Source organism: Kutzneria sp. NPDC051319 (genome assembly GCF_040682195.1).
Taxonomy (GTDB): domain Bacteria; phylum Actinomycetota; class Actinomycetes; order Mycobacteriales; family Pseudonocardiaceae; genus Kutzneria.
Genome location: NZ_JBFBAM010000005.1, coordinates 230,546 through 243,169, shown reverse-complemented (window position 1 = coordinate 243,169; position 12,624 = coordinate 230,546). Strand labels below are relative to the sequence as shown.

Sequence of the window (12,624 nt, the reverse complement as noted above, 5' to 3'; positions counted from 1 at the left end):
GTGACGCTGAGCGTGACTCGCGGGGGTGTTACAGGCGGTGGGTCGCGAGGCGGGTTTCGCTGACGGTGGTGGCGAAGCGGTCGGTGCGGGCGTCGGTCCAGACGGCGGCGACGGAGCGCAGCCAGTGCAGCTCGGACTCGCCGTCGGTGCCACCCTGGCGGACGAGGTCGAGCGGGTCGGTGGCCATGGGCAGGCCGGCGGCGTGCACGGCGATGGCGACCTTGAGCCAGCAGGCGGTGGTCATCGGGGCCATCACCTCGGGCGGCACGTCGGAGACGAAGACCTCGATCTGCGCGAGGTCGGCCGGCTGGACCCAGTCGTTCATGATCAGCATGCCGTCACGGATCTCGACCAGCCGCCGGTGCAGGCGGAGCTGGCTGTTCTGCGGCCGCAGCGCGTCGACCAGGAACGGCCGGGGCGGGTCGAGCGCGATGTGCGGCACGGCCGTGACGAGGGATTTCCACAGCGGGTACAGCGCACTGGCGTTGCGCCAGGCCGACCAGCCCAGCAGCAGCGGCACGAAGGCGGCGATCGAGCAGCCCAGCGAGACGCCGATGGTGTGCGGGGACGAGACGTAGGTGCCGAAGGCGACGGCGGACTCGACCCCACCGAACACGGCGACGAAGCGACTGCCGATGAACACCGTGAAGCCGACCGAGCCGATGATCAGCAGCAGCACGGGGATGCGCACCAGCCACGACCGCACACGGCCGAAGGCCCGCAGCAGCAGAACCAGCGTCGCCACGGTGGCGATGCCTTGGTAGACCAGGTAGACGACCCAGTAGACGTCCAAAATGGACACCGTGCCCGGCACCGGGAAGAAGTGCGGCCGGGCCTTGCCACCGCCGAGAGTGAAGATCACGTACGACGCGATCATCACGACAACCGTGACGCCGCAGGAGATCCAGCGCAGCCACGGGGAGATGCGCACCTCGGCCGCGCGGGCGGCGAACGTCAGCAGCGTGGCGGCGACACCGACGGCCATGACGCTGGAGGCGAGGTACTGGAAATTGACGTCGCCCGTGATGCCCCGGATGAAGGCGTTGGTGTCCTTCTGCAACATGGTGATGCCCAGCGCCAGCATCAGCAGCGCGAACCACAGCGGCCGCTGGTTGCGGGACCGCAGCGCCGAGACGCGCACGATCACGACGATCCAGCACAGGTAGAGCAGGACCGTCTGAATCAGGTCAGTCACCGTCGTTGATCCCCAGAATCGTGCCGAGCCGGCTGTCGGCGTCGCCGAGCGCGCGGGCGTGCCGCCGGGCCACCCGCTCCAGGATGAGGCTGGCCACCATCTCGGCGTCCTTCTCCTGGCCGGTGGTGTAGCTGGTGCGGGCCAGCACCTGCCGCACCAGGCCGGAGTCGACCTGCCCCTCGCTCAGGGCCTCGGTCAGCGCGGACGGCAGGTCCTCGGTCACGTGATCGCACAGCATGTGCCCGATCTCGTGCAGGATGATGTGCTCCTGGTGGAACCGGCTGGTCCGGTGCTCGACGAAGACGTGGTCGGCGACGTCGGTGGCGATCCACATGCCGCAGGCGTTGAGGCCCGAGGACGGCGGCACGTTCAGGGGGTGCACGTGCAGCGGCCGGCCGCGCTGGGCGGAGATCACCCGGCACAGCGCGTCCACGGAGAACGGGCCCGTGGTCGTGTACCGATCGGCGATCGCGCGCAGCTCGCGCTGTCTGGTCACGGGGTCCGCCTCGTCGGTCTGCGCCGGCGGGCACCGGTGGTACGGCGCCCGCACGGCGGAGTCAGTCATCGGACTCGTCGAGCTTCTCGATCTGCCGGGCCCGCTCCACCAGCTCGAGAATGGCCCGCTGGCTCTGCTCGGACAGCCCGTCGGCGCGCATCGCGATCATCCGCACGCCCTGCTGCCGCAGGCAGGCGGCCAGTTCCATGTCCTCGCTGGTCACCTCGTGGTCGAAGAAGTAGGCCGGCGGCCGTTGGAAGAAGCGGGCCAGCGCCTGCAGCCGGTCGCCCGTCGGGTTGCCCCGCTGCCCGGTGCGCAGCATCCACAGGTAGCCGGTCGAGATGGACAGCCCCGTCTCCCGCCGGATCTCCCGCGCGATCGCCGCGTTGCCCGGCGGTTTCGACCAGCGCTCGCCGATCAGCGCGTTGATCTTGTCGGCGACCGACTCGCCCATACCGTCCCCCAGCTCCCCCAGAAACCACCGTTCACCGTATTGAACACGGAACGCGCATGTCAAGAAACGCAGCGTATTGACAGCGCCCACCCCGGCTGGAAGGCTGAGCAAAACGTCCACCAGAATGAACAGCCCGGCGCCCGCCGGTCGTTCACCGCGGCGGACGTCGCACTGGGGCGATTGTCGAGCGGCAGGACGCGACCAGGGGGCGCGTCCTGCCTCCTCCGGCCCTCACAGCACCGTCCCCAGGTAGCCCATCGCCGCCGGCAACACCCGCCGCCAGTAGCCGTCCGTGTGCTCCCCATGGTCGAAGGCCGCCACCTCGGCGTGCGGCGCCAGCTCGCGGGCCGAGTCGTAGAACGGGTCCTCCTCCCCACACCACACGCCCAGCCGCTTCGGCAGCGGATGCCGCAGGGGCTCGTACGACGACCACTGGGCCTCGTCAGCGAAGGCGTCGACCGTGCGGGCGTCGTCCCACGAACGGAACAGGGCGGGGCTGAGGACCGCCGCCGGCAGGCCGGCGTCACGGGCGTAGACCAGGCCGCCGAAGCAGCCCATGGAAATGCCGAGGACCGCTCGCGGCGGAGCCAGGCCGGCGGCCTGGAGCCAGCCGGGCAGCTCCTCGCGCAGCATGCGCTGCGGATCATCGGACGGCGTGCGTGACACCCAGTAGGAATCGCCGCCGTCCACCGCCACCACGGTGAACCTCGCCTGCGCCGCCGCGAGGAAGGCGGGCACCCCGAGGTCGATCATGCCCCGAGCGGAGTTTCCACGGCCGTGCAGGAGCACGCACACCGGCAGCCCCGGCTGCATGACCACCATGTCCACGTCACGGCCCCGAGCGGCGGATCGCTGCCGGGTGACGGAGACCGGGACGGGCTTCACGGCGGGCACCACCCCGTCGGGTCCGGTCCACCCCAGCAGCCTCCGTAGTCGGGTCTGCTCGACCACCGCACCGGCGACCAGAGCCGCCCCCACCCCGCCACCGACCAGCACTGCCCGCCGTGAAATCACGATCAAGAGACGCCCGAACGGGCAGAAGGGTTCCGAACTGGACACAATGTGCGCCACGGGGGCCAACCATGGACACTGTGACACTGCCCTTTCCCGCAGCGGCCACCCACGATACTGACTTCTCGCCCAGGTGACGTCAGGAGCAGCCATGGCACACTCCCCGGTCCCGGTCACCCCGACAGACGGCCGCGTCGAGCTCGCGGACGACGCCGCGATCGCCGACAGCCGGTTCTACAACAGCGAGCTGGCCCCGGTGCCGCTGGAGAAGCGCACCTGGACGACGTACAACTTCTTCGCGCTGTGGATGGGCATGGCCCACAACATCCCCAGCTACACCCTGGCCGCCTCGCTGATCGCGCTGGGCATGGACTGGGTGCAGGCCTTCCTGACGATCACGCTGGGCAACCTGATCGTGCTGGTGCCGATGCTGCTCAACAGCCACGCCGGCACCAAGTACGGCATCCCGTTCCCGGTGTTCGCCCGCAGCTTCTACGGCGTGCGCGGCGCGAACCTGCCGGCCCTGCTGCGGGCGTTCATCGCCTGCGGCTGGTTCGGCATCCAGACGTGGGTCGGCGGCGAGGCGCTGTACGTGATCGTCGGCAAGCTGTTCGGCGGCGGTTGGAGCAATGCCGCGGCGATCGGCGGCCAGCCGTGGACGCTGTGGCTGTCCTTCGCGGCGTTCTGGGTCGTGCAGATGCTGATCATCTGGCGCGGCATGGACGCCATCCGCCGGTTCGAGAACTGGACGGCGCCGCTGGTGTCGGTGGGCTTCCTGATCCTGCTGGTCTACGTGCTGGTCAAGGCGGGCGGCTTCGGCCCGATCCTGTCCGAGCCGTCCAAGCTGGGCTGGGGATCGGGCTTCTGGGCGGTGTTCGCGCCCTCGCTGATGGCGATGATCGCCTTCTGGTCGACGCTGTCGCTGAACATGCCCGACTTCACCCGGTTCGGCGGCAGCCAGCGCAAGCAGTTCTGGGGCCAGATCCTGGGCCTGCCCACGACCATGTCGTTCATCGCGATCGTGGCCATCCTGACCACCTCGGGCGCGGTCGCCCTGTACGGCGAGGCGATCTGGGACCCGGCGCAGCTGGCGGCCCGCTTCGACAGCCCGGTGCTGGTGGTCGTCGCGCTGATCGCCCTGGTGCTGGCCACCATCTCGGCCAACCTGGCGGCCAACGTGGTGTCGCCGTCCTACGACTTCTCCAACGCCGTGCCCAAGCGCGTCACGTTCGCCACCGGCGGCCTGATCACCGGCGTGCTGGGCGTGCTGATCCAGCCGTGGCGGCTGATCTCCGACCCGCACGTCTACATCTTCACCTGGCTCGGCTTCTACGGCGGCGTGCTGGCCGCGGTGGCCGGCGTGCTGATCGCCGGCTACTGGCTGATCGACCGCACCCAGCTGTCGCTTCCGGACCTGTACAAGGAGAACGGCAAGTACTGGTTCACCGGCGGCTGGAACTGGCGGGCGCTGGTGGCCACCGTCGTCGGCGCGGTGATCGCGGTCGGCGGCGCCTACTCCGCGCCCGGCACCGGCCCGTTCCCGGCCGACGGCCTGATCCCGTTCCTCAAGCCCGTCTACGACTACAGCTGGGTGGCCGGCCTGATCGCCGCCTTCCTGCTGTACCTGGTACTGACGCCGAGAACATCGGCGACACCGGCAGTCACCGTGGCGACCAACTAGGCAAGGAGACGCAACGTGGCACAGATCGTCCGAGCCGGCCTCGTCCAGCAGCGCTGGACCGGGGACAAGGAATCGATGATCGCGAACGCGGTGGCCGCCATCGGGACCGCCGCCTCACAGGGCGCTCAGGTCATCTGCCTCCAGGAGTTGTTCTACGGCCCCTACTTCTGCCAGGTGCAGGACGCGGACTACTACTCCTACACCGAGCAGATCCCGGACGGGCCGACCACGCAGCTGCTGTGCGAGGTGGCCAAGCAGCACGGGGTGGTGCTGATCGCGCCCATGTACGAGCAGGAGCAGCCGGGCGTCTACTACAACACCGCGGCCGTCATCGACGCCGACGGCAAGTACCTGGGCAAGCACCGCAAGAACCACATCCCTCAGGTCAAGGGGTTCTGGGAGAAGTTCTACTTCCGGCCCGGCAACATGGGCTACCCGGTGTTCGACACCGCGGTCGGCCGCATCGGCGTCTACATCTGCTACGAGCGCCACTTCCCCGAGGGCTGGCGGGCGCTGGGCCTGGCCGGCGCCAAGATCGTGTTCAACCCGTCGGCCACCAGCCGCGGCCTGTCCGAGTACCTGTGGCGGCTGGAGCAGCCGGCGGCCGCGGTGGCCAACGAGTACTTCGTCGGCACGATCAACCGGGTCGGCGTGGAACCGCTGGGCGACAACGACTTCTACGGCCAGACCTACTTCGCCGACCCGCGTGGGCAGCTGATCGGCGAGGCCGCCTCCGACACCGAGGAGGAGATCGTCGTCCGCGATCTCGACATGGGCCTGCTGGCCGAGGTCCGCGACCTGTGGGCGTTCTACCGCGACCGCCGCCCGGACAGCTACGAATCGCTGGTGAAGCCGTGAGCATCCTGATCAAGGGTGGCACCGTGCTCAGCTCGACCGGCTCGGTGGCCGCCGACGTGGTCGTGGACGGCGAGCGGGTCACGGCCGTGGTGGCGCCGGACTCGTGGCCCGGCAACGCCGACACGGTGGTCGACGCGTCCGGCAAGTACGTGCTGCCGGGCGGCATCGACGGGCACACGCACATGGAGATGCCGTTCGGCGGCACCTTCTCGGCCGACACGTTCGAGACCGGCACGACCGCGGCGGCCTGGGGCGGCACCACCACCATCGTCGACTTCGCCGTGCAGGCCAAGGGAACCTCACTCCTGTCCACTTTGGACAAGTGGCACGAGAAGGCCGACGGCAACTGCGCGGTCGACTACGGCTTCCACATGATCGTGTCGGACGTCAACGACGGCACGCTCAAGGAGATGGACGCCTGCGTCGACGCCGGCGTGAACACGTTCAAGATGTTCATGGCCTACCCCGGCGTCTTCTACTCCACCGACGGCGAGATCCTGCTGGCGATGCAGCGGGCGCGGGCCAACGGCGGCACGATCATGATGCACGCCGAGAACGGCATCGCCATCGATCAGCTTGTCGCGCAGGCGATCGCCGCCGGGCGCACCGATCCCGTGCAGCACGGCCTGACCCGGCCGCCGGAGCTGGAGGGCGAGGCCACCCACCGGGCCATCCAGTTGGCCAAGGTCACCGGCGCGCCGCTGTACATCGTGCACCTGTCGGCGGCGCAGGCGCTGGAAGCCGTTGCCGAGGCCCGGAACACGGGCCAGAACGTGTTCGCGGAGACCTGCCCGCAGTACCTGTTCCTGTCCATCGAGGACCTGGCCCGACCGGACTTCGAGGGCGCCAAGTTCGTCGCTTCCCCGCCGCTGCGGGAGAAGTCGCACCAGGGCGCGCTGTGGCAGGGGCTGCGGACCAACGACCTGTCGGTGGTGTCGACCGACCACTGCCCGTTCTGCTTCGTGGAGCAGAAGGAGCTGGGCCGCGGCGACTTCTCCAAGATTCCCAACGGAATGCCCGGCGTCGAGCACCGGATGGACCTGATCTACCAGGGCGTGGTCGGTGGCGAGCTGACGTTGCAGCGCTGGGTCGAGGTCACCTCGACCACGCCGGCCCGGATGTTCGGGCTGTATCCCCGCAAGGGCGTCATCGCGCCCGGTTCGGACGCCGACATCGTGGTGTACGACCCGGCCGCGAAGCAGACGCTGTCGGCGACGACACATCACATGAACGTGGACTACTCGGCGTACGAGGGACTGGAGATCACCGGGCGCGTCGACACCGTGCTGTCGCGGGGCCGGGTTGTTGTCGACAGCGGCGGCTGGCACGGGGCCAAGGGGCACGGCCGGTTCCTGTCCCGCGAACTCAACCAGTACCTGAACTGAGAGGCCCAGCAATGGACTTCGGCGTTGTACTCCAAACGGATCCGCCGGCCCGCAACGTCGTCGAGATGATGAAGGCGGCCGAGGGCGGCGGCTTCCGCTACGGCTGGACGTTCGACTCGGTCGTGCTGTGGCAGGAGCCCTTTGTCATCTACTCCCAGATCCTGGCCGCCACGAGCGCGCTGGTCGTCGGCCCGATGGTGACCAATCCCAGCACCCGGGACTGGTCGGTGACGGCATCGCTGTTCGCCACCCTCAACGACATGTTCGGCAACCGGACCGTGTGCGGCATCGGCCGTGGCGACTCCGCGCGCCGGGTGATCGGCCAGAAACCGGCTTCCCTGGCCACTTTGAGCGAGGCCATGCACGTGATCAAGGACCTCGCCGAGGGCCGCGAGGCCCAGCACCACGGCGTGCCGGTGCAGATCCCGTGGGTGCGTGACGGCAAGCTGGAGATGTGGATGGCGGCCTACGGACCCCGGGCGCTGAAACTGGTCGGCGAGCAGGCCGACGGCTTCATCCTGCAGACCGCCGACCCGGACATCGCCCGCTGGACCATCGGCTCCGTGCGGGAAGCCGCCGTCGCCGCCGGCCGTGATCCCTCGGCCGTGACGATCTGTGTCGCCGCACCGGCCTACGTCGGCTCCGACCTTGCGCACCAGCGGGACCAGCTGCGCTGGTTCGGCGGCATGGTCGGCAACCACGTCGCCGACCTGGTCGCCCGCTACGGCGAGGGTGGCGGGGTGCCGAAGGCGTTGACCGACTACATCAAGGGCCGCGAGGGCTACGACTACGCCCACCACGGCAAGGCCGGCAACCCCTCCACCGACTTCGTCCCCGACGACATCGTCGACCGCTTCTGCCTGGTGGGCCCCGAATCCGCCCACATCGAGCGCCTCCAGGAGCTCGCCTCCCTCGGTGTCGACCAGTTCTCCCTCTACCTCATGCACGACGACCGCGACAAAACCCTCGCGGCGTACGGCACTTCGGTGATCCCCACCCTCTAACCCCCGCGAGTCACGCTCACAGACACACCGAAACACGGTTTCGGGCAGAACTGCGCCGCAGATCTCAGAACTGCCCGAAACCGTGTTTCGCACTGCCGGAGAGCGTGACTCGCGGGGGTTCAGTGGAGGGTTGCCGCGTGGTCGGGGACGTAGTTCTGGGTGTCCTTGGGCGGGCGTTGGTAGCCGGTGGACGGGGGACGCTTGGGCAGCTTGAGTTCCGGCAGCTTGACGTCGTGGTAGGGGATGGAGGACAGCAGGTGGGCGATCATGTTGATGCGGGCCCGGCGCTTGTCGTCGCTCTCCACGGTCATCCAGCGGGCCTCGGGGATGTCGGTGTGCACCAGCATCTCGTCCTTGGCCCGTGAGTAGTCCTCCCACCGGGTGATGGACTCGGCGTCCATGGGCGACAGCTTCCAGCGGCGCATGGGGTCGTCGAGGCGGTCGTGGAAGCGCTTCTCCTGCTCGTCGTCGGAGACGGAGAACCAGTACTTGCGCAGCAGCAGGCCGTCCTCGACGAGCAGCCGCTCGAAGATGGGGCACTGGTGCAGGAACCGGTGGTACTCGTCGGGCGTGCAGAAGCCCATCACCCGCTCGACACCGGCACGGTTGTACCAGCTGCGGTCGAACAGCACGATCTCGCCGGCGGCGGGCAGCTGGGCGATGTAGCGCTGGAAGTACCACTGCGACCGTTCCCGCTCGGACGGCGCCGGCAGTGCCGCGATGCGCGCGACGCGGGGGTTGAGGTACTCGGTGACGCGCTTGATGGCGCCACCCTTGCCGGCGGCGTCCCGGCCCTCGAACACGATGGCCACCCGCGCCTTCTCGACCCGGACCCACTCCTGGAGCTTCACCAGCTCGGCCTGCAGCCGCAGCAGCTCGGTCTCGTACAGCGTACGGTCGAGTCGCTTGCCCATCGGTCGTCCCTCCTGCCGATCTGCGTGAATGCCACCCCAGTGTCACCGACCGCGCCACTCGACCCGGGGGTTGCCACCGGATGCCCGCCGGTTTACCGTTACCTCCAGTAACAGGTAACTCGGGAGGTCGGCGATGACGGAACCCGACAAGCTGCTGCTGCAACCCCGTGACGTGCGGTTCGACTGGTCACAGCTGCCCATGCACTGGGTGCCGCGGGAGCCGTTCGCCACGCACGTGCTCAACGTCCTGCACCTGCTGCTGCCCGAGGGCGAGCGCTGGTTCTGCCGGGTCTTCCACCACGCCCTGCCGCTGGTCACCGACGACCGCCTGGCCGAGGACGTCCGCGGCTTCATCGGCCAGGAGGCGATGCACGCCGAGGCCCACCAGGGCGTCCTCGCCCACCTGCCGGCCAAGGGCCTCGATCCGGACCCGTTCGTGGCCCAGGTGTCGTGGATCTTCAAGCGCATCCTCGGCGAGCGGCCGACGCTCACCGTCCGGGCCCACCAGGAGTACCTGATCGAGCGACTGGCCATGGTCGCGGCCATCGAGCACGTGACGGCGTTCCTCGGCGACTGGATCCTCAACTCCCCCGGCCTCGACCGGGCCGAGGCCGATCCGACCATGCTCGACCTGCTGCGCTGGCACGGCGCCGAGGAGGTGGAGCACCGCTGCGTCGCCTTCGACGTGATGCGCCACTTCGACGGCCGCTACCTGCGCCGGGCGCGGGCCATGGTGATCGCCGGGCCGGTGCTGTGGATCATGTGGATCAAGGGCGCGAAGTTCCTGCTGGCCAACGATCCCGAGCTGCCGCGCGGCACCAAGGCCACCTGGCGCGACTACCGGCGTGCCGTCCGAAAAGGACTGATGCCGGGGCCGTGGCGGATCGCCCGCTCGATGTCCCGCTACTTCAAGCCGAGCTACTACCCCACGCAGGAGGGCTCCACCGCGCAGGCCGTGGCCTACCTGGCGCAGTCCCCGGCCGCGCAGGCAGCCCACTGATGCCGGACCGGTTCATCCAGGGCCTCGCCCGGTTCACCGACGTCTACACCCGGGCGCTGCCGCTCTGGGGCCGCAGCCGGCGGCGGACGGTCCCGCTGGAGCGGCCGCTGGATCTCGTTGTCAGCGAACGGAAAGAGGTCGCCGACGACGTCGTGGGCATCCGGCTGGCCGGGGACGACCTGCCGGCCTGGCAGCCCGGGGCGCATCTCGACCTGCACCTGCCGTCCGGACTGCGGCGGCAGTACTCGCTGTGTGGGGACCCCGGCGACCGCACGTATCGCATCGCGGCCCGGCTCATCGGCCCGGGATCGGCCGAGGTGCACGAGTTGAAGCCCGGCACGCGGGTCACGGTTCGCGGGCCGCGCAACGCCTTTCCCTTCGTGGCCCGGGGAAAGGCGCTGTTCGTCGCGGGCGGCATCGGCATCACGCCGATCCTGCCCATGGTTCGGACGGCGGCCCGACTGGGCATGGACTGGCGCCTGGTCTACAAGGGACGGTCGCTGCCCTTCCTCGACGAACTGCCGTCCGGCAACGTGACGATCAATCCCGGCCGGGACGAGCTGCTGGCCGACGCCCCGGAAGGCGGCGCGGTCTACGTCTGCGGGCCGTCGGGCATGTTGGACGCCGTGAAGCGGGGTTTCCGCGACTGCCCGGCGACCGGCCTGCACTACGAGCGGTTCGGGCCGCCCCCGATCATCGACGGTCACCCGTTCGAGGTGCAGCTGGGCGTGGACGGACCGGTGCTCGACGTGCCGGCCGACCGATCGGTACTGGCCGTGCTGCGCGACTTCAGGCCCAGTGTGCCGTACTCGTGCCAGCAGGGCTTCTGCGGCACCTGCCGGCAGCGCACGGTCGACGGCAGTGACATCCTGGTGTGCGTCGAGCGCACCGACGGCGAGCGCTTGGTCCTGGAGGAACGATGAAGAGCAGGACTGTGGCCTCCGACGGCGTTCGGCTGGCCGTCTACGAGCAGGGCGACCCGGCGAAGCCGACGGTGCTGCTGGTGCACGGCTACCCCGACACGCACCTGATGTGGCAGGACGTGGCCGCGCGGCTGGTCGAGGACTTCCACGTGGTCAGCTACGACACCCGGGGCTCGGGCAAGACCGGCAAACCGTCCACTATGGAGGGTTACCGGCTCGAACACCTCGGCCACGACCTGATGGCCGTGGCCGACGCGGTCAGCCCCGACCGTCCGGTGCACGTCGTCGCCCACGACTGGGGGTCGATCCAGGCGTGGGAGGCCGTCACCGAGCCGGCCAACGCCGACCGGATCGCTTCGTACACCTCGATTTCCGGGCCGTGCCTCGATCATGTGGCGCACTGGATGCGGCGGCCGAGCCTCAAGTCGGTCCGGCAGCTGATGCACTCGTGGTACATCGGCTTCTTCCACCTGCCCATGGTGCCGACGCTGGTCTGGCGGCTGTGGCTGGGCCGCAACTGGGGCCGCTTGCTGACCATGGTCGACGGCGTGCCCCGTCGGCCCGGGCATCCCGCGCCGACGATCACCAAGGACGGCATCAACGGGATGTCGTTGTACAAGGCCAATTTCCGACCCGTGACCCGTAATCCGCGGGAGCGCCGCACCACCGTTCCGGTGCAGGTCATCCAGCCCACGCGGGATCGCTACGTCACCGCGGCGCTGACCGAGAACCTCCAGAAGTGGGCGCCGAAGCTGTGGCGCCGCACCGTTGCGGCCAGCCACTGGGTCCCCATCACGCATCCGGACGTGATCGCCCGCATGGCCGCCGAGTTCATCCAGCACGTCTCCGGCGAGCCGGCCACGCGGTCGCTGCGCCGGGCCGAGGTCGGCCGGCACCGGCCACCGTTCGCCGACAAGCTGGTCGTGGTCACCGGCGGCGGCAGCGGCATCGGCCGGGCCACCGCGCTGGCGTTCGCCAAGCAGGGCGCGGAGGTCGTGGTCTGCGACGTCAACCACGACACCGCCAGCGAAACCGCCGTCCTGGCCGGCGGGCGGGCGACCGCCTACCAGGTGAACGTGGCCGACGAGAGCGCCGTGGCCAAGTTCGCCGCCGATGTCGCCGCCGAGCACGGCATTCCCGACGTCGTGGTCAACAACGCCGGCATCGGGCACGCCGGGACGCTGATGGACGCCACCACCGAGGAGTGGCAGCGGGTGCTGGGCGTCAACCTGTGGGGCGTGATCCACGGCTGCAAGTCGTTCGGCGAGCTCATGATCGCCGGCGGCGAGGGCGGGCACATCGTCAACGTGGCCTCGGGCGCCGCCTACGTGCCGTCCAAGCTGCTCGGCGTGTACTCGACGTCCAAGGCGGCGGTGTTCATGCTCTCCGACTGCCTGCGGGCCGAGCTCGCCTCGGCCGGCATCGGCGTGTCGACCATCTGCCCCGGCATCGTGAACACGAACATCGCCGGCACCACCACCTTCTCCGGCGCTTCGGCCGCCGAGCAGGCGCAGAAGCAGCGGGACAGCACCCGGATCTACCGCCGGCGCAACTTCCCGCCCGAGCGGGTGGCCGCCGAGATCGTGCGGGCCGTGCGTCAGCGGCGCGCGATCGTGCCGGTCACGGTCGAGTCCAAGGCCGCCCGGGTGATCAGCCGACTCGCCCCGTCCGTGCTGCGCGGGGTTGCCGCTAGATTCTGACCC

General features: G+C 69.5%; 12 protein-coding genes. 7 read left to right on the top strand and 5 right to left on the bottom strand.

The features are described 5' to 3' along the window. Positions 1–28: 28 nt before the first annotated feature. The 4 genes from AB0M73_RS07230 to AB0M73_RS07215 form a co-directional block, all read right to left on the bottom strand. Positions 29–1,195, bottom strand: a complete 1,167-nt coding sequence (locus AB0M73_RS07230) for an MAB_1171c family putative transporter (RefSeq protein ID WP_363887972.1) — start codon at positions 1,193–1,195, stop codon at positions 29–31. Continuing rightward, a complete protein-coding gene (locus AB0M73_RS07225; RefSeq protein WP_363887969.1) occupies positions 1,188–1,760 on the bottom strand; it encodes a hypothetical protein in 573 nt (190 codons plus the stop codon). The genes AB0M73_RS07230 and AB0M73_RS07225 overlap by 8 nt, the downstream gene beginning before the upstream one ends. Further along, the gene (locus AB0M73_RS07220) at positions 1,753–2,145 is read right to left on the bottom strand and encodes a hypothetical protein (protein ID WP_043717223.1); all 393 of its coding nucleotides are present in this window, start codon (positions 2,143–2,145) and stop codon (positions 1,753–1,755) included. Before AB0M73_RS07220 ends, AB0M73_RS07225 begins: the two co-directional genes overlap by 8 nt. 231 nt (positions 2,146–2,376) lie before the next feature. Then, the gene (locus AB0M73_RS07215) at positions 2,377–3,123 is read right to left on the bottom strand and encodes an alpha/beta hydrolase-fold protein (RefSeq protein WP_363887968.1); all 747 of its coding nucleotides are present in this window, start codon (positions 3,121–3,123) and stop codon (positions 2,377–2,379) included. Between the two features lie 184 nt (positions 3,124–3,307). Here AB0M73_RS07215 and AB0M73_RS07210 point away from each other — a divergent pair, with 184 nt between their 5' ends. From AB0M73_RS07210 to AB0M73_RS07195, 4 genes are read left to right on the top strand one after another with little or no spacing between them, the layout of a single operon-like run. Beyond that, a complete protein-coding gene (locus tag AB0M73_RS07210; RefSeq protein ID WP_363887966.1) occupies positions 3,308–4,837 on the top strand; it encodes an NCS1 family nucleobase:cation symporter-1 in 1,530 nt (509 codons plus the stop codon). A gap of 15 nt (positions 4,838–4,852) precedes the next feature. Further along, positions 4,853–5,695 (top strand): nitrilase-related carbon-nitrogen hydrolase, encoded by an 843-nt coding sequence (locus AB0M73_RS07205; protein ID WP_043717224.1) that lies wholly within the window; start codon positions 4,853–4,855, stop codon positions 5,693–5,695. Continuing rightward, the gene (hydA, locus tag AB0M73_RS07200; RefSeq protein WP_363887962.1) at positions 5,692–7,080 is read left to right on the top strand and encodes a dihydropyrimidinase; all 1,389 of its coding nucleotides are present in this window, start codon (positions 5,692–5,694) and stop codon (positions 7,078–7,080) included. Before AB0M73_RS07205 ends, hydA begins: the two co-directional genes overlap by 4 nt. Positions 7,081–7,091: 11 nt before the next feature. Next, entirely contained in the window at positions 7,092–8,084 is a 993-nt protein-coding gene (locus tag AB0M73_RS07195; RefSeq protein ID WP_363887959.1) for a TIGR03842 family LLM class F420-dependent oxidoreductase, read from the top strand. Between the two features lie 119 nt (positions 8,085–8,203). Here AB0M73_RS07195 and ppk2 read toward each other — a convergent pair whose 3' ends face one another. Further along, entirely contained in the window at positions 8,204–8,998 is a 795-nt protein-coding gene (gene ppk2 / locus AB0M73_RS07190; RefSeq protein ID WP_363887957.1) for a polyphosphate kinase 2, read from the bottom strand. Positions 8,999–9,131: 133 nt separating this feature from the next. On the opposite strand from ppk2, the gene AB0M73_RS07185 reads away from it, so the two are divergent. From AB0M73_RS07185 to AB0M73_RS07175, 3 genes are read left to right on the top strand one after another with little or no spacing between them, the layout of a single operon-like run. Then, positions 9,132–9,998, top strand: a complete 867-nt coding sequence (locus AB0M73_RS07185) for a metal-dependent hydrolase (RefSeq protein ID WP_363887954.1) — start codon at positions 9,132–9,134, stop codon at positions 9,996–9,998. After that, complete coding sequence (locus tag AB0M73_RS07180) at positions 9,998–10,921, top strand: 2Fe-2S iron-sulfur cluster-binding protein (RefSeq protein WP_363887952.1); 924 nt, start codon at positions 9,998–10,000, stop codon at positions 10,919–10,921. Before AB0M73_RS07185 ends, AB0M73_RS07180 begins: the two co-directional genes overlap by 1 nt. Next, positions 10,918–12,621 carry an SDR family oxidoreductase gene (locus AB0M73_RS07175; protein ID WP_363887950.1) on the top strand — a complete coding sequence of 568 codons (1,704 nt, stop codon included), beginning with the start codon at positions 10,918–10,920 and terminating at the stop codon, positions 12,619–12,621. The genes AB0M73_RS07180 and AB0M73_RS07175 overlap by 4 nt, the downstream gene beginning before the upstream one ends. Positions 12,622–12,624 lie beyond the last annotated feature (3 nt).

Coding starts and splice junctions, on each gene's coding strand:
- AB0M73_RS07225 (WP_363887969.1), bottom strand. CDS start 1,760: ATGACTGACTCCGCCGTGCGGGCGCCGTACCACCGGTGCCCGCCGGCG.
- AB0M73_RS07220 (WP_043717223.1), bottom strand. CDS start 2,145: ATGGGCGAGTCGGTCGCCGACAAGATCAACGCGCTGATCGGCGAGCGC.
- AB0M73_RS07210 (WP_363887966.1), top strand. CDS start 3,308: ATGGCACACTCCCCGGTCCCGGTCACCCCGACAGACGGCCGCGTCGAG.
- AB0M73_RS07195 (WP_363887959.1), top strand. CDS start 7,092: ATGGACTTCGGCGTTGTACTCCAAACGGATCCGCCGGCCCGCAACGTC.
- ppk2 (WP_363887957.1), bottom strand. CDS start 8,998: ATGGGCAAGCGACTCGACCGTACGCTGTACGAGACCGAGCTGCTGCGG.
- AB0M73_RS07185 (WP_363887954.1), top strand. CDS start 9,132: ATGACGGAACCCGACAAGCTGCTGCTGCAACCCCGTGACGTGCGGTTC.
- AB0M73_RS07180 (WP_363887952.1), top strand. CDS start 9,998: ATGCCGGACCGGTTCATCCAGGGCCTCGCCCGGTTCACCGACGTCTAC.
- AB0M73_RS07175 (WP_363887950.1), top strand. CDS start 10,918: ATGAAGAGCAGGACTGTGGCCTCCGACGGCGTTCGGCTGGCCGTCTAC.